The sequence below is a fragment of the Nonomuraea sp. NPDC050680 genome, from assembly GCF_040654555.1.
GTDB lineage: Bacteria > Actinomycetota > Actinomycetes > Streptosporangiales > Streptosporangiaceae > Nonomuraea.
In genome coordinates, this window is the sequence record NZ_JBFAIF010000017.1 from 1 (window position 1) to 17,039 (window position 17,039).

Consider the following 17,039-nt stretch of genomic DNA (forward strand, 5'->3'; position numbering starts at 1 on the left):
TTCTACACGCTCTACCTGTATCTGAAGGGCTTCAAGAGCTACGACATGGGCTACGCGGCAGCCATGGCCTGGGTGCTGCTGCTCATCATCGCCGGACTGACCGGCGTCAACTTCCTCGCGTCGAAGTATTGGGTCTTCTATGGCGACACCAAGTAAGGCCGTCCCGCTGCTGTTCCGCCCGCTTCCGCGGGGCAGCCGCCTGCTCAAGCACATCCTGCTGATCGGGTTCGGCCTGGTCATGCTGTATCCGCTGCTGTGGATGGTGTCCAGCTCGCTGAAGCCGGAGGAGCTGATCTTCCGCGAGCCCGGCCTGTGGCCGAGCACCTTCACGCTGGAGAACTACAGCGACGGCTGGACCTCGCTCAAGCACACCTTCGGGTTCTACCTGTGGAACTCCGCGGTCATCACCGGCCTGTCGGTGGCGGCCAACCTGATCGCCTGCTCCCTGGCCGCGTACGCCTTCGCCCGGCTGAACTTCCCGCTGAAGAAGCTCTGGTTCGCGGTCATGCTCGGCTCGATCATGCTGCCGCACCACGTGACGGTCGTGCCGCAGTACATCGTGTTCTCCGAGCTCGACTGGATCAACACGATCTGGCCGCTGATCGTGCCCAAGTTCCTGGCCACGGACGCGTTCTTCATCTTCCTCATGGTCCAGTTCATCCGGACCCTGCCGAGGGAGCTGGACGAGGCCGCCTCCATCGACGGTGCGGGTTACTGGCGGGTCTTCCTCCAGGTGATCCTCCCGCTCTGCACCCCGGCGCTCGCCACGACCGGCATCTTCACCTTCATCTGGACGTGGAACGACTTCTTCAGCCAGAACCTGTACCTGACGAACTCCGACAACCTCACGGTCGCCGTCGCGCTGCGCCAGTTCCTGGACTCCAGCGGTGAGTCCTCGTGGGGGCCGATGTTCGCGATGTCGATCGTGTCGCTGGGGCCGATCTTCGGATTCTTCCTGGCCGGCCAGAAATACCTGATCCGTGGCATGGCGACCACCGGACTCAAGTAACACCCCCCGCAACTCTTCACCAGGAGGTAGAGCTGTGAATTTCAGCTCGCGCAAGAAGATTTGGACGGTCGCCCTGCTCGCGGCCACCGTGATGACGTCGGCCGGCGCCTGCGGCGGCGGCGACAAGGCGGACAGCGGCAAGGTCGAACTTCGCTTCTCCTACTGGGGCAGCGACTCCCGGCAGAAGCTCACCGAGCAGGTGATCAAGAAGTTCGAGGAGAAGAACCCGACCATCAACGTCGAGGGCGACTTCTCCGACTTCAACAACTACTACGAGAAACTCGCCACCAAGGTGGCGGCCAACGACGCCCCCGACGTCATGAGCATCGAGATCCGCGGTCTGGGCGAGTACGCCGGGCGCGGCGCCCTGGCCGACCTGGCGGGCAAGGTGGTCACGACCGACCTCGACCAGCAGGCGCTCGCCGCCGGGAACATCGACAGCAAGCAGTACGCCATTCCCTCCGGCGTCAACACCTTCTCCATGCTCGTCAACAAGGCGACGATCGAGAAGGCCAAGCAGAAGGTGCCCGACGACAAGTCCTGGACCTGGGACGACTGGATCAACCTGGCCAAGCAGATCAGCGCGAGCGGTGGCGGCATCACGGGAGCCGAGTACAACTACAACCCCGCCTGGCTGCAGATCTTCGCGGCCCAGCGGGGCGAGAAGCTGTACGACGGTAAGAAGCTGGGCGTCTCGCCTGAGACGCTGAAGGCCTGGTGGGGCATCCACCAGCAGCTCATCCAGACGAAGGGCTCACCCGACGCGGCGAAGAGCTCCGAGCTGATCGCGGGCGGGGTCGAACAGTCGCCGCTGGGCACCAACGCCGGTGCGACGGGCATGTGGTGGAGCAACCAGCTCGGCGGCCTGACCAAGGCGTCCGGTCAGGAGCTGACCCTGCTGCGCATGCCCAAGGTGAAGGAGGCGACCACCAGCGGTATGTTCCTGCAGCCGTCGATGTTCTACACGATCGCCGCCAAGTCCGAGCATCCCGCGGAAGCGGCCAAGTTCATCGACTTCATGGTCAACGACCCGGACGCGGCCTCGATCCTGCTGAGCGACCGTGGCCTGCCGATCAACGCCAAGGTGCTCGCGACCGTCAAGGACAAGCTGCCGGCCGTCGACCAGAAGACGCTGGGCTTCATCGACGAGGTCAGGAGCGAGCTGAGCCCGATCGCCGCTCCGCCGAAGGGCGCCCTCCAGGTGGATGACATCCTCAAGCGCGTCACCGAGGAGGTCGTCTTCGCCAAGACGACACCGGACGCCGCCGCGCAGAAGTTCCTGACCGAGGCCAACGCCGCTCTCGCCGGCTGAGCTCGGTACAGCAGGGCCGGGGCCGTCAGTGGCTCCGGCCCATCATTTTCGCTACTCGGGGAGAGAAGTTGAGCACCAGGTACGCCTTCGTCGGCCTTGGTCACCGCGTCCGGATGTACGTCGACGCCCTGCTGGGCGACTGGCGCGACACCGGTACGATCGCCGGCCTCTGCGACACCAACCGGACCCGCATGGACTACTACGCCGAGCGCATCGGCGCCGACGTGCCCCGCTTCCATCCGGACGAGTTCGGCAAGCTGCTGGAGCTGGCCGACGCCGTCGTGGTCACCACGGTGGACGCGACGCACGCCCGCTATGTCGTCGCCGCCCTCGACGCGGGGCTCGACGTCATCGTGGAGAAGCCGCTCACCATCGACGCCGAAGGCTGCGAGGCCATCGCCGCCGCCGCCGAGCGCAACCCGGGCAAACTGGTGGTCACCTTCAACTACCGCTACTCCCCGCGCAACTCGGCGGTCAAAAAGCTCATCAGCGAAGGCGCGATCGGCGAGATCACCTCGGTCCACTTCGACTGGGCGCTCGACACCATCCACGGCGCCGACTACTTCCGCCGCTGGCACCGCGACAAGGCCAACTCCGGCGGCCTGCTGGTGCACAAGTCCACCCACCACTTCGACCTGGTCAACTGGTGGCTCGCGGCCGCGCCCGAGCTCGTCTTCGCCCAGACCGACCTGCGCTTCTACGGCCAGGCCCTGCCCAGAGGCCCGCGTCCCGCCCGCGGCCAGGGCGCGCCCGGCCTCGGCACCGACCCGTTCATCCTGGACATCTCCGCCGACGAACACCTCAAGCGCCTGTACCTGGACGCCGAGCACGAGGACGGCTACATCCGCGACCAGGACGTCTTCGGACCGGGCGTGACGATCGACGACAACATGTCGGTCCTGGTCCGCTACGCCAACCGGGCCATGCTCACCTACTCGCTCACCGCGCACGCCCCGTACGAGGGCTACCGCGTCGTCTTCAACGGTACGGAGGGGCGCGTCGAGCTGGAGGTGTGCGAGCGATCTTGGACGCCGCCGCACGCCGCGATCGACCCGAGCGCCGCCACCAAGCAGCACGCGGCCGGCGCCTGGGAGCGGCTCACCCTGCACCGGCACTGGCAGGAGCGCGAGGAGATCGTGATCGAGCAGGGGGAGGGCGGCCATGGCGGTGGCGACCGGCTGCTACTGAACGACGTCTTCCGCGGTCCGAGCGAGGACCCGCTGGGCCGCCCCGCCGGGTACCGCGACGGGATCCGCAGCGTGCTGGTAGGAGCCGCGGCCACCCGCTCGGCCGCCACCGGCCGCGCCATCCGCCTGACCGACGACGGCACCCGCCTAGCCGACGCCTGACCGACGGCTGGTTATTGGCGTTGCGGTCATGCCGCTCGTCCGGCGCGGGCGGGTTCATGCGGGGTAGGCGTGGGTCTCGGTGGCCTTGGCCGAGGCCCAGATCTGCTGGCCCGGCGTCAGGTCGAGGTCGGCGACGGCGGCGGTGGTGATGTCGGCGAAGGCAGTGACGGGGCCGTCGAGGTGTACGCGTACGTTGTCGCCGTGGCGTTCGATGCCCTCGATGCGAGCCTGCCACAGGTTGCGCGGACTGCCGTCCGGGCGGGTCCGGTAGAGGGCGACGGCGGAGGGCGGGAAGGCGACGAACGCGGGCCCGTCGAGATGTTCGTAGGTGTGCAGCAACAGCTCGCCGACCTTGACCCGGGATCCGTCGGCCACGCCGCGATACAGGTTGAGCCCGACCAGGCGGGCCACGTAGTCGGTACGGGGGCGGCGGGCGACCTCGGCCGGACTGCCCTGCTGGACGATGGCGCCGTTCTCGATCACGATCAGCCGGTCGGCCAGCACCATCGCGTCGAGGGGGTCGTGGGTGACCAGTACGGTCGCGCCGTCGAAGTCGGCCAGGTGACGGCGTAGCTGGGAGCGGACCTCCAGCCGGGTGTGGGCGTCGAGCGCGGCCAGCGGCTCATCCAGCAGCAGCAGATCGGGCCGTACGGCCAGCGCCCGCGCCAGTGCGACCCGCTGAGCCTGTCCGCCGGACAGCTGCCGTGGCTTGGCGGTGGCGCGCTCGGCCAGGCCGACGCGCTCCAGCAGGGCGGCGGCGGTACGGCGGGCCTCGGCCTTGGGCACGCCGTGGCAGCGCGGCCCGAACGCGACGTTGTCCAGCGCCGTCAGGTGCGGGAAGAGCAGGTAGTCCTGGAAGACCATGCCGATCGGGCGTTCCTCGGCGGGAAGGGTGTGCAGTGTCCTGCCGCGCAGGATGATCTGCCCGTCGGACAGGCGAGTGAGCCCGGCCAGGGCGCGCAGGGCGGTGGTCTTGCCCGCGCCGTTGGGACCGAGCAGCGCCACGACCTCGCCCGGAGCGACCTCCAGGGTGAGGTCGAGGGTGAAGGCGGGCCGGGTGACCACCAGCCGGGCGTACAGGGTCATGGCGCGCTCACCCACCGGTCACGCAGGCTGCTCAGAATGATCACCGAGACGGCCAGCAGAACGAGGCTGAGCACGATGGCCGCCTCCGGCTCGGTCTCCAGCGCCAGATAGACCGCCAGCGGCATGGTGCGGGTCGTGCCGGGGAAGTTGCCCGCGAACGTGATCGTCGCGCCGAACTCGCCCAGCGCCCGCGCCCAGCACAACACCGCCCCGGCCACGACACCCGGCATGACCATCGGCAGCGTCACCCGCCGGAACACGATCCACCGCGAGGCGCCGAGCGTGGCCGCGGCCTCCTCGAAACGCCGGTCGGCACCGCGCAACGCCCCCTCGACGCTGATCACCAGGAAGGGCATCGCCACGAACGCCTCGGCGATGATCACCCCGGCGGTGGTGAACGGCAGCGTGATGCCGAACGTGGCCTCCAGCCACTGCCCGACCAACCCGCGCCGCCCCAGTACCAGCAGCAGCGCGACACCGCCGACCACCGGCGGCAGCACCAGCGGGACGGTGACCAGGGCCCGCACCAGCCGCCGCCCGGGAAACGACACCCGGGCCAGCAGCCAGGCCAGCGGCACCCCGAGCAGCAGGCACACGGCGGTGGCGATGGTGGCGCACACCAGCGACAGCCGCAACGCCTCCAGCACCTGCGGCTCGGCCAGCCGCCGCAGCAGCGTGGGCCATGGGGCGCGGATCAGCAGCCCGGCCAGCGGCAGCACGAGGAAGACCAAACCCAGGACAGCGGGTACGACCAGCATCCACGGCAGGCGCCCGGAGACCTCGCGCCCCGCGGCCGGCCGGCCGTCGGGCCCGCGTGGCGAGCTCGACAGGTCGGCCTGCTCCGGCATGGAAGGGTTCATGAGCGATCAGGGCGCCTCGAAGCCGGCCTTGGTCAGCACGTCCTTGCCCTGCTGCGAGAGCACCAGATCCACGAACTGCTCGGCCAGGTCACCGGCCGGAGCCTCGGCCAGTGTGGCGATCGGATAGTCGTTGATCGCCTTGTCCGCCTCAGGGAACTCGAGCCCCCGTACCTTGCCCGCCGAGGCGATCACATCGGTCTTGTACACCAGGGCCGCGTCCACCTCGCCCAACTCGACCTTGGTCAGCGTGGCCTTGACGTCCTGCTCCAGCGTCACGGGCTTGACCTTCAGCCCGGCCGCGTCCAGCGCCTTGACCGCCGCCGCCCCGCACGGCACCTGCTCGGCGCACAAGGCAACCTTCACCCTGCTGTCGGCCAGATCCTTCAGCTCATCCACCTTGGCCGGATTGTCCTTCGGCACGGCGATCTCCAGCTTGTTACGCACGAACGTGGTCGGCGCACTCGCCGACGACGCGTCGGTCACCGTCTTCATCGTGGCCGGGCTCGCCGCGGCGAACACATCCGCCGGCGCCCCCTGGACGACCTGCTGGGCCAGCGTCGCGCTGGAGCCGAAGTTGAACCTCACCGTCGTACCCGGGTGCGCGGCCTCGAAGGCCTTGCCGAGCTCGGTGAACGTACCGGTCAGCGAGGCCGCCGCGAACACCGTCACCTCCTTGGCCCCGCCACCGGCGGAAGCTCTCGAAGCCGACGCCGTGGAGGTGGCCGGTTGGCCGGAGCCGCAACCGGACGGGCCCGCCAGCGCGAGCGCGACCGGCAGGGCGATCGCCCATCGGGGAAGACGCCTGAACACCAAGGAGGGCTCCTCACAAATAACTGGCCACGCGCTCGTGAGCGGGAATCTCCACGACGACGTTGGTGGACTTGATCACGGCGACCGCCACCACCCCCACCTCCAGGCCCAACTCATCCGCGGCCTGGCGGCTCATCAGCGACACCACCCGAAACGGCCCGGCGGCGATCTCCACCTGCGCCATCACCGCATCGCGGATCACCTCGGTCACGATCCCGCGAAAGCGGTTACGCGCCGAGGAGCGGCTACCGCCGTCGCTCTCCTCGATCTGCGAGCGGGCGAAGGCGGCCAGGTCGGCGCCGTTGACCCGCCGGTGGCCGTGCTCATCCCGCTCGGCTCCCAGCCGGCCCGCGTCCACCCACCGGCGAACGGTGTCGGAGCTGACCCCGAGCAGCGCCGCGGCCTCGCTGATCCGAAACGTGGTCACAAGCATCACGATACCTTCCGCACATTCAAGCCTGAACACCCGTCTGCCACCGCAGCAGCGGTATGACTTACGGCTCTGCCATCGCATCCACGAGATCGGAGAACACCCCCGCCTGGTCGCCCCGGTACCGCCCGCCCCGGCCCGGCCTGGTGCAATGGCACCTATGACGATCGCCCGTTCGCTGCTGTTGTTCGTTCTGGCCGCGCTGTTCGAGATCGGCGGCGCCTGGTTGGTCTGGCAAGGCGTGCGCGAGCAACGCGGCCTGATCTGGGTAGGCGCGGGCGTGATCGCGCTCGGGCTGTACGGGTTCGTCGCCACCTTTCAACCCGACGCCCACTTCGGGCGCATCCTGGCCGCCTATGGTGGCGTGTTCGTGGCCGGCTCGCTGATCTGGGGCATGATCGCCGACGGCTTCCGTCCCGACCGCTGGGACGTCATCGGCGCGCTGATCTGCTTGGCGGGCGTCCTGGTGATCATGTACGCGCCCCGCGGCTGACCACCCGCACGCACAACGGGCCTCGCACCACAACCACAAGGGGCCTCGCACGGCACAACGGGCCTGCGCTTCGCTCCGGACGTTCTTCCAGGGGCGCCTGCGGCGCACAACGGGCTTCGCAGTCGGCGCTTCGCGCTTCCGGGAGCTCAGGCGAAGTTCCCAGTCGGGCCAACGGCCCGACCCCTGCAGGGCCCTCGCTACGCTCGGACGCCCTCCTCAGGCGCAGGCTTCGCCTGCGCGTTCTCCGCTGGCCTCACAGGCAGGAGATATCGCTTGCCATTGATGTGCAGGGAAGCAAGGAGTGGCCTCAGGGGTCTCCCGGCCTCGTCCTAGGCGAGGTTCAGGGAAGCCGTCGCTCCACCGACTCGCACCACCATCTGAGCAAGGCGAAATCCCGCTGACGAGGCGTCCGCCCTGGCCTACGAACCGGGTGGTCAGGTGTCGTATAGGCCGTCCCAGGGCTCGTAAAAGCCGATGCCGTTCGGGTAGAACTCGGCATGTTCTTCGCCTTCGAAGGTCTCGATGACGAGGCCGTACAGGATGTCGTTGTACGTGTGCTGGAAAGGCCGGATGGCGATGTCGTCGAACCGGAGCCCGGACAGGGCGCTGAGCCAGGCTTGCAATTGCTCTTGTGCGGTGTCAGCGGCCGTTCGGTGGTCGACGTCGGTGCCGGTTTGTTCGACGCGGGTGTCGAGGTGGTGGCCGGCGGCATCGAAGGTGTGCAGGACGGCGAACCAGCGTTTGTGCGCCGGCCAGTCGGCAGTGTGGGTGTAGCCCCGGGGGAAGGCGGCGACGACGGAGCCGAAGAACTGCCCGCCGTCCCAGTGGCCGATTGTGTCGGTGTGGTAGTCGGGCTCGTAGACGATGGGAATGACCTCGGGGACTGACATGTGCCGGAGAGTAGCCGTCGGGTACGACAAACAACCTGCGAGCAGGCGACATTAACCTCTTCCGCTTCGCTTCCACCGCACACCAGCCGAACGCGCCGAGATTGCTCAGTAGATGTGCGGCGTTCCGCCCGTGTAGAGCACACCGAGTCAGCGCGCCTGGCCGCTGAGGATCCTCAACCAAAGATCGTCTGCTGCGCGGGCGGACGCCCAGGTGCTTTCCACGATGCTGGCCGGCGCCCGGTCTGAGATTCGCCGGACGAACCATAGCCCGCCTGTCGTGCACAACTCGAAGGTTGGAAGCTGGCAGCTGCACGTGTACTGGCGCACCCGAATCCGATGCGCGCGTGGTCGGCTGGGCTCCCAGTCCACCGGCGCGGCCTGAGCGTGCGGAGCTGCCACGTGCAACCCGTGGCAATCGGAGAGGGGCGTCGAGGTGGCCACGTTCTCACTACCGGGCGTGCTGGTCGTGAAGGAGCGCCACGAACGTCGCCACGTCGTCAGCGCTCACCGTCTGCTGAAGACCCGCGTCGATCTCGGCGGTGCGGAGCTGGACGCCGCGTCTGGTCGGCGTCGGGGCTTTCGGCGCGCGATCAAGAGAACGCGATGCGATACGCCGGCTTGTCCTGAGATGCGGCGGTCCTGCTTTGCGGCGCCGGCCGCCACGCAGGCCGAACCCGATGACCTCGCCGCTGTGGGGGCACCGTACCGTCAGCGTGCTGGTGGGGTGGCGTCCGAGAGTCAGCCGGTCTGATCACCGGGTCGGACCAATCGGCGTTCCCAGGCCAGTGCCGCGACCACACCGATGGCATAGGCGACCAGGTCCCATGGGTCGGGGAACGCGCCGACCAGGACACCGCCGATGCCCGGCGGGGTCATGCCGACTATTTGGTAGAACTCGACGGCGGCGGCGATCCCGACCGTCGCCAGGGCGCGGCGTGCGGCGGTGGTGCGCCACAGCAGCCCCAAGCACGCGTAGACCAGCATGGTGGCGCTGACGTCGCTCATGTAACCGCGGATGAACGGTTGTCCCGGGCCCCGGTAGAAGAGGGTGAACGCGCCGACGGCGAGGGCGACGCCACCCAGAAGGACCATGGCGCGGCGCATGAGATTGACATCTTCTCCGAATCTCAACGATCAGGACGAACTGATCATAAGGTTCGTCTCTTATGGCGGCACGCTGATCGCGCCAGGTCAGCGACCGCAGCGGAGTGCTATGGCAACGACATGCCAGCACGCTTGACCCCATCGCCGATGTCCTCATCCCACATCCTCGCCGCCTCAAGAGCGAGCTGAGTATGCCCAGGTGGAGCGGCTACGTTCGCTCTTGGTACCCCTAGCTATACCCCCATTGGGGCGTACACGGGAGCGACCGGGAGGGTCCCTGACTGGTGTGCTGATCACTGTCAGTCAAGCGCACCTCTCAGGAGAAAATGAAATGTCAGTCGACAGTCGGCGGGATATCGAGCGTTATCCGAGTCAGACCGGGCTACGGGGTTTCATCCGTCGTCGTCCGCTGCTCAGTTTCTTCGTACTGGCGAATCTGATGAGCTGGGCCGCCTGGACGCCCTACATTCTCTCGGCGACCGGCCTGGGCATTCTGGATTTCACCATGCCTTCGGTGCTCGGTACCACGCAGTTCGTCGGTGTTCTCCCCGGTGCCTATCTCGGGCCCATCTTCGCCGCGTTCGTCGTGACCGCGGTCGCGGACGGTAAGGCGGGCCTTCGTCGGTGGGTCGGGCGGATGATGAAGTGGCGGGTCAGCTGGGTCTGGTATCTCGGGACCGCCGTCGGCGTTCCCGCCGCCATCATCGTCGCCGGTCTCGCGATGTCCAACAACGACATCCACGTGCCGCCCGTCGCCGTGCTGGTGGCCTATCTGCCGAGTCTGCTGCTCCAGATGGTCACCACCGGGCTGGCGGAAGAGCCGGGCTGGCGTGACTTCGCCCTGCCCCGTCTGCAGCGCAAGTTCGGCCCGCTGGGTGCCACCCTCATCCTCGGTCCGCTGTGGGGCTTCTGGCACGTGCCGCTGTTCCTCAGCGAGTGGGGCGGGTGGCCGAACCTCACCTGGCTGACGGTCGGCGAGTTCATCGCCTTCGCCTCCATCTTCAGCGTGATCGTCACCTGGGTGTTCAACCGGACCGGCGAGAGTCTGCCGGTGGTCATGGTGCTGCATGTCAGCGTCAACAACTTCATGTCGCTCGCCTACGCGAACATGTTCCCGTCGATCGCCACCGCGCAGCAGGCGTCCCATGTCACCCTGCTCGCGAGCAGTACGGTAGCGATCATTATTCTCGTCGCGACCCGCGGCCGCCTCGGCTATCGCAAGGTCGAGGAGCCCGCGCCGGAGGCCACCCATCAGAGCTGAACGACACACCGCGAAAGCGAGGGCGAGGGCGTGGGACCGGAAAGCGGTCCCACGCCCGCTGTGCGTCTCCGCCCCGGTTACGGCACGTCCCCCGCGTCGTCCACGATGCCGACGGCCACCTGAGCCACCGAGAAGGCCGCCGGAATTCCCGCCGAATCCTCTGCCAGGTGCTCCCCGCAAATGGTCGGATCTTCGCGGCTGACCGGGGGCCGCCATGTGGAGCATCATGCCTGTCATGGCCGGATCCTCATGTGGAATGGATGTCACAGCCGTACTTATCCGGATGCAGGAGCAAGGTTCCCATCCATCTCCCGGACACCGCTGTACGCGGCGACCGCACGCCCGCCCTCCGGCAGTCATCCGGGGCGTCGCTCGGGATCCGCGTCAGGGCCGGGTACGACCAGGACGGCACGAAGGGGAACGCCTCGCCGCCAGGGGCGATACCTATCCCTCGTGCGGGGGATCGCAGAGATCGCTCCCCTCGGCGATTACTTTCGGCGGGCGAAAATCCAGGATTAAGGGCGTAAGCACCCTTCGCTTAGGAGTTCCCGGATGAACCCCCGCATCGCCTTCGTCGCCGCCCCGCTGCTCACCTTCGCCTACGGTGTGATCCGCATTCTTGACGGACTCGACGGCAGTCGTGGCCCCGGGCTCGCCTGGACCACCGGACATCTGGCCTTCATCGCGGCGATGGGGCTGTTCGTGTACATCTTCTGGCAGATGCGCCGGATGGCGGGAGGGGACGCGCTGTCCACCGTGATCGCAGTGGTCGCCACCGTCGGCGCTCTCGCTCTGACCACGCAGTTCACCATCGATGTGGTGGCTGGACTGCTGTCCGCCGACAACTTGAGCATGAGCCTTCTCAGCCGTGAGATCCGCGACACTCCGGGGATCACCTTCGCCGCCTACGACGTCGGCCCGTACCTGTTCTACGTCGGCCAGTTCGCTCTGGTCGTCCGGCTCGCCGTCATGCGCCGGATCAAGGTGTGGACGCCCTTCCTGGTCCTGTGCGACCTCATCATGCCGAACATCGACAAGGACCTGATCCCGCTCGGCGCCATCCTCCTGCTCATCTCCTTCGCCTCCATCTCCCACCGAGCCCCCTCGACCGCCAAGCCCGCCCCAACCCTGGTGTGAGGAAGATCGTCGATCGGCTGTCGAGCGGCTGCGCGAGATCATCGGGGTGCTGCGGGAGGACGGCGAGGACGCGCCCGTGCTGCCGCAGGTGAACGACGGCGGGCGGCCGAGGGGCGCGCCCGCGGATCCGCGGGGCGCTGACGAGTGCCGCTTCTACCGGATCAGGGCGAACTCGCCGTCGCCGGCGTATCGGCTGTGTTTCACCGGCGGCCGGTTGTCGCACAAGGGCGAGGTGCCGACCGTACGGCGCTGACGGCTGGAATCAGCTCCTGGCCAGCGCGAAGACCGACAGCTTGAGCGGTGGGTAGAAGTCGGTCGGCAGGTCTCCGGCTTCTTGCCAGCCGAGTTTGCGGTAGAGGGCGGCCGCAGGAGTCTGGGCGTTGGTGATGAGCCAGGCGGTGGGCCAGGGGCCGGTCGTCTCGGTGAGCAGGTGTCGGCCGATTCCTTGACCTTGGTGGTCGGGATCGATGAAGAGCTCGGCGACCTCGAAGGCGTCACGGGTGAGCTCGGTGGCGGCGTCCAGGCCGAAGGCTTTGATCAGAGTGTCGTAGATGTGGCTGCCGGTCAGGTCGGCGGGGGTGGGCCAGCCGTAGCAGACACCGATGAGCCGGCCGGTGTCGTCGCCGGCGATCTGGGCGGTGAAGCCGGGCCGTTCCAGGGATGCGGCGAGTTTGGCGGGGTAACCGTTGAGTTGTTCGGGGGTTTCCGACCATGGCGGGGCGGCGTAGCAGCGCCGGTACAGGTCGATGATCTGCCCATGCATGGTGGATGTGATGTCGGGTTGGTAGTACCTATAGGTCATTGGCTGCCCTTACTGCTGGTGGGGGTGGTGGGATGTTCGCTGGCTAAATCCACGCATCACCAGGTGACAGTAAGGCAATAAAGTCGCTATTGCTAATCATTCGCAATAGTGGCCAAGGTCGCTCCGGTCGCAGCTGACAGCTCCACAGGGCCCTAGCCTGGCCCCCTCTGGTCGAGCTGGACGAGGGGGGACATCCTCGCGTATCCCTCGGTATGAGGTTCGCGGATCCGTGCACCCCCAGGGCGGGGCGCACGTTCGCGGGCTGCTCGGCTGACAGGATGTTCGGTGTGATCGCCACGGCGCTGCGCGTGCCACGGGCCATCGTCTTCGCGACGTGGCGCACGGGGGTCTCCGCGGCCGGCCACGTCCTGGCCGGGGGTGGGTGGGTCCCGCCGCAGGTGGGCGAGCTCGGTGTGGTGGTCGTCTTCTGCGTGGCGTACGCGCTCGGCCGGCGTGAGCGCGGGATGGGTGTCGTGCTCGCCGCGACCGCAACGGCTTTCCAGGTCGGCGGATCGATAGAGTGCGGTATGCCAGAGTTGATCGCGCCCACCACACGTCTGCACATCGCCTGGCTCGAGGCGCATGCCGAGTGGGGGCCCGGCTTCCATGAGGACGGTTTCGGGCTGTTGCCGTCCGATGCGGTCGATTCGCCGACCGGGTTCGCGGCCTGGGTGGCGCGGCTGCTCGACGAGGCGGACCAGGCGAAGGCGGCGGACGCCGACGGGGTGCGGTGCGCGTACCGGTGGATCGTCGAGGGCGACCGGGTGCTCGGTGGGATCGCGCTGAGGTACGGGTTCAGCGAGTTCGTGGAGTGGGCCGGCCACATCGGCTACGGCATCCGGCCGTCCGAGCGCCGGCGCGGGCTGGCCGGCTGGGCGCTCGGCCGGATGCTCGACGAGGCGCGAGAGCTGGGCATGGACCAGGTGCTGGTCGTCTGCGCGGCCGACAACGTCGCCTCGGTGAAGACGATCGAGAGCCATGGCGGTGTTCTTGAGGGCATTCGCGGTACACGGTTCGGACCGGCGCGGCGTTACTGGATCAAGATCGGCGTACCGGGCGGGTGATTCTTCCGTACACCGCTACTGACCAGAGAGCAGCTCGTCCATGTTCGTCACCAGCGGCCCGCGTTCGATCGTGCGGCCTCGGGGGGTGTGGAAGGGGATGAAGCTGTCCTCCCAATAGTCGGGAGTGCGCCTGGCGCCGGAGTGCTGGTGGAACGCGATGTCCTCCACGGAGGCCGATGCCCGCGGCGCCAGCTCGTGGTCGGCGGCCACGGCGAGTACGCGGCGGTCCTTGAACAGGATGGGGCCCACACTGAGGTCGGGCTCTTCGACGGGCAGCCAGGTGACCAGGATGTCGATCTCGCCGGACCGTAAGCCGGCGAAGGGGTCGACGAAGGACGCGTGGCGGAGATGTCGCGAAGCTCCATGATCCCTCTGGATCGTTAAGTCGAGGTTGATGCTCCGTTGTCGGATCTGGCGTTGTTCCAGATGGAGAGCGTATTCGATGCTGGAGGTCTGTCCGAGTGGGAGTCCGGCGCCCCATCGGCCACGACGATCAACCCCACTTGACCGTGATGCTAGCGCCGCTAGCGCATCTGTCGCTGTTATGTTAGCGTCACTCCTGCAACTAGCGGCGCTAGAAATTGGAGTGGATCGTGCTCGCCTCCATCGCTTACGGATTCGCTGTCCTGCTCGACCTGTTCGTCCTCTTCATCGGTCTGCGGTTCCTGCTGGCGCCGCAGGCCGCCGCCGCCGGCTACGGCGTGCCCGCCAAGAAGGACGGGGACGTCGCCTACCTGACCATCAAGGGGCTGCGCGACTCCGTCTACGGCATCGTCGGCCTGGCCCTGCTCTTCTTCGTGGGAGTACGCGCCGAGGCCTGGTTCATGCTGGTCGTCGCCCTCCTTCCTCTCTTCGACACTGTCATCGTCCTGCGTAATGGCGGCACCAAGGCGGTGGCGTTCGGCATCCACTTCGCCACCGCCGTGGTCGTCCTCATCTGCGCCGTCCTGCTGTTCCTCGCCTGAGCCTGAAGGAGCCACCGAAATGTCGCTCATCCTGCCCAACTCCGGCAAGAACGAGAACAAGTCCGTCATCGTGCGCTCCGGGGACGCCGAGGTGATCGGCCAGGCCCCCACCACCATCCGGCTGCTGGCCGACAGCAGCTCAACCGGTGGTGCGCTGTCGACCCAGCGGGTCACGCTCGCGAACGGCGCGGACGGCGCCAAACCGCACCGCCACGACGCCTCCGCCGAGCTGTTCTACATGCTCGACGGCACCGCGCAGCTGTTGTCCGGCGAGCAGGTCGTCACCGCCGAGCGTGGGGACCTCGTGATCGTGCCGGCCGGTCTTGCCCATGCCTTCGCCGCGGCGCCGGGAGAGGACGCCGACATCCTCATCGTCATCACTCCGGGCGTCGAGCGGTTCGAGTATTTCCGCCACCTGGAGCGCATCGCGTACGGCAAGGTGCCGCCGGAAAGCCTCCTTGACGTGCAGGAGCTCTACGACACCTACTTCCTCACCAGCACGACCTGGAACGACGCCAGGCCCTGAAGCTGATCAACCTCTCGCAAATCGCCTATAAAGGTAGTAATCGTGAAAAAGCTCTATTATGCGGCGCACACCTACATGATCCTCGGCGTGATCAGTGGCCTGTACTATCGCGAGATCACCAAGTTGTCCGACTTCACGGGCGACACCCAGCTCGGCGTGGTGCACACACACCTGCTCGCGCTAGGCATGCTCTTCTACCTCGTCGTGCTGGCGTTGGAGAAGCTGTTCACCTTGTCGGCCAGCAGGCTCTTCAACTGGTCCTTCTGGGTCTACAACGCCGGTCTCGCGTTAACCGTCCTGATAATGATCATTCACGGCACCCAGACGGTCCTGGGCGCCCAGACCAGTGCGATGATCTCCGGCCTCGCCGGGCTGGGGCACATCGTACTGACCGTGGGCTTGGTCCTTTTCTTCATCAACCTGGGCAAGCGCATCCCCGCCAAGGGCTCATCCTGATCGTGGGGTCGCCGGGTCCTGGTCGGCGTGCGGCCCTACCCTCGGCAGGTGCGGAGCATGTTGAGCAGGGCCACCTTCTCCCTTCGGGTCACGATGAGCCGGTAGTGATGCTTCACGGTGATCCACGAGGTCGCGTAGCGGCACCAATAGGCGCGGCGCGGCGGACGCCAGCTCTGCGGTCCTTGGCCGCCCTTGGCGATGTTGGCGGAGTGGCTGGTCACCAGCAACTCGGGGCGGGTGAGGTCGTTGGCGAAGGCGCGGCGCCGCGCTTGGCTCCATTTGCCGGCACCAGAACGCCAGGCGTACGCCAACGGCACGACATGGTCGACGTCGACCAGTCTTTCGCTTTTCAGCCGCTTACCGTCGTACGGGCTGTACCAGACGCCCTTGACCGGATGGCAGGCGGCGTTTCTGCGTACGTGTCGCCCGTCGCGGGCCAGGACCACCTCTCGCGCGTCGCACCTGCCCTTGTGGTGCGCCCACCGGGGCATGAACCGCCGATGGCTGTAACCACGGAGGGATAATGGCCTGGCGACTTTCAGCTGGGCCAGCATGCGGCGGCCCGCCGTCCCGCCCTCGGCCTGTGACCGTTTGCGCACGTCGGCTGCCGCCGGGGGCGTGGCCGTGGCAGCGGTGATCGGGATGGCCAGAAGGGTGAGTACGGCGACTCCCACCGCCCGCCTCAAAAAGATCATGCTTCTACCCTTACCAGCTACTCCCGCTGACCGCGATATTCACGGCAGGGACGCTGTGGGTACGTGCGGCGGCATTTCCGTGCCGCCGTCGCCGATCACGACGGCGAGGTGGGGCCTCCCACAGGTCCGTGGTGCTGACGGACCGTGTGGGAGGAGCCGCCGGTGCGGTCGGGCCAGCGCTCGCTATGGCGCCCGGTCTAGTAGATGCGGTACTTGCGGCCGCAGTTGTCGAGCTTGCCCGCCCAGCAGGTGAACGTGTACACCTTCTTGATCCCTCGCCCGCTCCAGCGGCCGACGACCTTGCCGTCCCACGACTGGTTGAACTTGTGCCAGCTGCCGTTCTTGTAGTACTCGAACCACACCCAGCCCTTCTTGCCGCCGACCTTGTCCACCCCGTGCCACGTCGTGAAGACGGTGCCATCGCTCTTCCACGTCCTGCCGAACGTGTACGCCTTGTGGTCGCTGGAGAAGAACTTGCCCCAGTTCACCGTGAAGGTGCTCACGCTCGCGGTGGTGGTCGCGCTCGCGGTGGTGGCCGTGGTCTGGGTGGTCGCCTGGGCGGCCGGGCTGAGAGCGATACCGGTGAAGGCCATCGAGCCGGCCAGAGCCGCGATCGCAAAGGTTTTACGCATTGGGTTCCTCCCCCTGATTCGGTGCTGCCGGGTTCGTCCGGCAGGACAGACATTAGGGAGACCGCCAGCGATCAACTGTGGAGAAATCCACACATCTAAGGTGATCAGCACCACACGCGTGGGGGACATCCAACCAGGGCTTTCGCGCGAACGCCCGC

At 67.3% G+C, this 17,039-nt stretch carries 21 protein-coding genes and 1 pseudogene; 12 read left to right on the top strand and 10 right to left on the bottom strand.

Annotated features, from left to right (window positions below; translation table 11 throughout):
• The 4 genes and pseudogenes from AB0H88_RS38510 to AB0H88_RS38525 all read left to right on the top strand — a co-directional run.
• A pseudogene (locus AB0H88_RS38510) lies at positions 1-156 on the top strand (ABC transporter permease); the annotation flags it as partial.
• On the top strand, positions 140-1,009 hold the full coding sequence (locus AB0H88_RS38515) for a carbohydrate ABC transporter permease (protein ID WP_357653430.1): 870 nt from the start codon (positions 140-142) through the stop codon (positions 1,007-1,009). The pseudogene AB0H88_RS38510 and the gene AB0H88_RS38515, both read left to right, overlap by 17 nt.
• Positions 1,010-1,043: 34 nt before the next feature.
• The gene (locus AB0H88_RS38520) at positions 1,044-2,321 is read left to right on the top strand and encodes an extracellular solute-binding protein (RefSeq protein WP_357653432.1); all 1,278 of its coding nucleotides are present in this window, start codon (positions 1,044-1,046) and stop codon (positions 2,319-2,321) included.
• A 68-nt stretch (positions 2,322-2,389) separates the two neighbouring features.
• Positions 2,390-3,670, top strand: a complete 1,281-nt coding sequence (locus tag AB0H88_RS38525; RefSeq protein WP_357653434.1) for a Gfo/Idh/MocA family oxidoreductase — start codon at positions 2,390-2,392, stop codon at positions 3,668-3,670.
• Positions 3,671-3,724: 54 nt separating this feature from the next.
• Here AB0H88_RS38525 and AB0H88_RS38530 read toward each other — a convergent pair whose 3' ends face one another.
• From AB0H88_RS38530 to AB0H88_RS38545, 4 genes are all read right to left on the bottom strand, one after another.
• Positions 3,725-4,756 (bottom strand): ABC transporter ATP-binding protein, encoded by a 1,032-nt coding sequence (locus tag AB0H88_RS38530; protein ID WP_357653436.1) that lies wholly within the window; start codon positions 4,754-4,756, stop codon positions 3,725-3,727.
• Entirely contained in the window at positions 4,753-5,514 is a 762-nt protein-coding gene (locus AB0H88_RS38535) for an ABC transporter permease (protein ID WP_357653671.1), read from the bottom strand. Before AB0H88_RS38535 ends, AB0H88_RS38530 begins: the two co-directional genes overlap by 4 nt.
• Positions 5,515-5,622: 108 nt before the next feature.
• Positions 5,623-6,429 carry a molybdate ABC transporter substrate-binding protein gene (gene modA / locus AB0H88_RS38540; RefSeq protein WP_357653438.1) on the bottom strand — a complete coding sequence of 269 codons (807 nt, stop codon included), beginning with the start codon at positions 6,427-6,429 and terminating at the stop codon, positions 5,623-5,625.
• Positions 6,430-6,439: 10 nt separating this feature from the next.
• Positions 6,440-6,853, bottom strand: coding sequence for a helix-turn-helix transcriptional regulator (locus AB0H88_RS38545; RefSeq protein WP_357653440.1), 414 nt, complete (start codon positions 6,851-6,853; stop codon positions 6,440-6,442).
• Between the two features lie 163 nt (positions 6,854-7,016).
• Here AB0H88_RS38545 and AB0H88_RS38550 point away from each other — a divergent pair, with 163 nt between their 5' ends.
• Positions 7,017-7,349 (top strand): YnfA family protein, encoded by a 333-nt coding sequence (locus tag AB0H88_RS38550; protein WP_357653442.1) that lies wholly within the window; start codon positions 7,017-7,019, stop codon positions 7,347-7,349.
• 434 nt (positions 7,350-7,783) lie between these two features.
• Here the strand turns inward: AB0H88_RS38550 and AB0H88_RS38555 are convergent, their stop codons facing one another.
• Complete coding sequence (locus AB0H88_RS38555) at positions 7,784-8,239, bottom strand: hypothetical protein (protein WP_357653444.1); 456 nt, start codon at positions 8,237-8,239, stop codon at positions 7,784-7,786.
• Positions 8,240-8,977: 738 nt separating this feature from the next.
• A complete protein-coding gene (locus AB0H88_RS38560) occupies positions 8,978-9,343 on the bottom strand; it encodes a DUF2809 domain-containing protein (protein WP_357653446.1) in 366 nt (121 codons plus the stop codon).
• A 286-nt stretch (positions 9,344-9,629) separates the two neighbouring features.
• On the opposite strand from AB0H88_RS38560, the gene AB0H88_RS38565 reads away from it, so the two are divergent.
• The 3 genes from AB0H88_RS38565 to AB0H88_RS38575 all read left to right on the top strand — a co-directional run bounded on the left by AB0H88_RS38565 (position 9,630) and on the right by AB0H88_RS38575 (position 11,994).
• Entirely contained in the window at positions 9,630-10,604 is a 975-nt protein-coding gene (locus AB0H88_RS38565; RefSeq protein WP_357653448.1) for a type II CAAX endopeptidase family protein, read from the top strand.
• A gap of 552 nt (positions 10,605-11,156) precedes the next feature.
• Positions 11,157-11,741 carry a hypothetical protein gene (locus tag AB0H88_RS38570; protein ID WP_357653450.1) on the top strand — a complete coding sequence of 195 codons (585 nt, stop codon included), beginning with the start codon at positions 11,157-11,159 and terminating at the stop codon, positions 11,739-11,741.
• Positions 11,742-11,787: 46 nt separating this feature from the next.
• A complete protein-coding gene (locus tag AB0H88_RS38575; protein ID WP_357653452.1) occupies positions 11,788-11,994 on the top strand; it encodes a hypothetical protein in 207 nt (68 codons plus the stop codon).
• Positions 11,995-12,003: 9 nt separating this feature from the next.
• Here AB0H88_RS38575 and AB0H88_RS38580 read toward each other — a convergent pair whose 3' ends face one another.
• Entirely contained in the window at positions 12,004-12,504 is a 501-nt protein-coding gene (locus tag AB0H88_RS38580; protein WP_357653454.1) for a GNAT family N-acetyltransferase, read from the bottom strand.
• 317 nt (positions 12,505-12,821) lie between these two features.
• On the opposite strand from AB0H88_RS38580, the gene AB0H88_RS38585 reads away from it, so the two are divergent.
• Positions 12,822-13,607: a GNAT family N-acetyltransferase gene (locus AB0H88_RS38585; protein ID WP_357653456.1), complete on the top strand. Its 786-nt coding sequence runs from the start codon at positions 12,822-12,824 to the stop codon at positions 13,605-13,607.
• Between the two features lie 15 nt (positions 13,608-13,622).
• Here AB0H88_RS38585 and AB0H88_RS38590 read toward each other — a convergent pair whose 3' ends face one another.
• Positions 13,623-14,225 (bottom strand): LysR substrate-binding domain-containing protein, encoded by a 603-nt coding sequence (locus AB0H88_RS38590; RefSeq protein ID WP_357653672.1) that lies wholly within the window; start codon positions 14,223-14,225, stop codon positions 13,623-13,625.
• Between AB0H88_RS38590 and AB0H88_RS38595 the strand changes: the two genes are divergently transcribed.
• The 3 genes from AB0H88_RS38595 to AB0H88_RS38605 are packed head-to-tail and all read left to right on the top strand — an operon-like array spanning position 14,201 to position 15,554.
• Positions 14,201-14,572 carry a DUF4267 domain-containing protein gene (locus AB0H88_RS38595; protein WP_357653458.1) on the top strand — a complete coding sequence of 124 codons (372 nt, stop codon included), beginning with the start codon at positions 14,201-14,203 and terminating at the stop codon, positions 14,570-14,572. The genes AB0H88_RS38590 and AB0H88_RS38595 overlap by 25 nt on opposite strands.
• A gap of 19 nt (positions 14,573-14,591) precedes the next feature.
• On the top strand, positions 14,592-15,098 hold the full coding sequence (locus AB0H88_RS38600) for a cupin domain-containing protein (RefSeq protein WP_357653460.1): 507 nt from the start codon (positions 14,592-14,594) through the stop codon (positions 15,096-15,098).
• 42 nt (positions 15,099-15,140) lie between these two features.
• The gene (locus AB0H88_RS38605; protein ID WP_357653462.1) at positions 15,141-15,554 is read left to right on the top strand and encodes a DUF2871 domain-containing protein; all 414 of its coding nucleotides are present in this window, start codon (positions 15,141-15,143) and stop codon (positions 15,552-15,554) included.
• Positions 15,555-15,589: 35 nt separating this feature from the next.
• On the opposite strand, the gene AB0H88_RS38610 is transcribed toward AB0H88_RS38605, so the two are convergent.
• Positions 15,590-16,249 carry an HNH endonuclease family protein gene (locus AB0H88_RS38610; RefSeq protein ID WP_357653464.1) on the bottom strand — a complete coding sequence of 220 codons (660 nt, stop codon included), beginning with the start codon at positions 16,247-16,249 and terminating at the stop codon, positions 15,590-15,592.
• Positions 16,250-16,446: 197 nt separating this feature from the next.
• Positions 16,447-16,881, bottom strand: a complete 435-nt coding sequence (locus tag AB0H88_RS38615; protein ID WP_357653466.1) for a hypothetical protein — start codon at positions 16,879-16,881, stop codon at positions 16,447-16,449.
• Positions 16,882-17,039: the final 158 nt, after the last annotated feature.

Coding starts and splice junctions, on each gene's coding strand:
- AB0H88_RS38580 (WP_357653454.1), bottom strand. CDS start 12,504: ATGCATGGGCAGATCATCGACCTGTACCGGCGCTGCTACGCCGCCCCG.
- AB0H88_RS38550 (WP_357653442.1), top strand. CDS start 7,017: ATGACGATCGCCCGTTCGCTGCTGTTGTTCGTTCTGGCCGCGCTGTTC.
- AB0H88_RS38570 (WP_357653450.1), top strand. CDS start 11,157: ATGAACCCCCGCATCGCCTTCGTCGCCGCCCCGCTGCTCACCTTCGCC.
- AB0H88_RS38555 (WP_357653444.1), bottom strand. CDS start 8,239: ATGTCAGTCCCCGAGGTCATTCCCATCGTCTACGAGCCCGACTACCAC.
- AB0H88_RS38585 (WP_357653456.1), top strand. CDS start 12,822: ATGTTCGGTGTGATCGCCACGGCGCTGCGCGTGCCACGGGCCATCGTC.
- AB0H88_RS38515 (WP_357653430.1), top strand. CDS start 140: ATGGCGACACCAAGTAAGGCCGTCCCGCTGCTGTTCCGCCCGCTTCCG.
- AB0H88_RS38530 (WP_357653436.1), bottom strand. CDS start 4,756: ATGACCCTGTACGCCCGGCTGGTGGTCACCCGGCCCGCCTTCACCCTC.
- AB0H88_RS38615 (WP_357653466.1), bottom strand. CDS start 16,881: ATGCGTAAAACCTTTGCGATCGCGGCTCTGGCCGGCTCGATGGCCTTC.
- AB0H88_RS38560 (WP_357653446.1), bottom strand. CDS start 9,343: ATGCGCCGCGCCATGGTCCTTCTGGGTGGCGTCGCCCTCGCCGTCGGC.
- AB0H88_RS38600 (WP_357653460.1), top strand. CDS start 14,592: ATGTCGCTCATCCTGCCCAACTCCGGCAAGAACGAGAACAAGTCCGTC.
- AB0H88_RS38610 (WP_357653464.1), bottom strand. CDS start 16,249: ATGATCTTTTTGAGGCGGGCGGTGGGAGTCGCCGTACTCACCCTTCTG.
- AB0H88_RS38535 (WP_357653671.1), bottom strand. CDS start 5,514: ATGCTGGTCGTACCCGCTGTCCTGGGTTTGGTCTTCCTCGTGCTGCCG.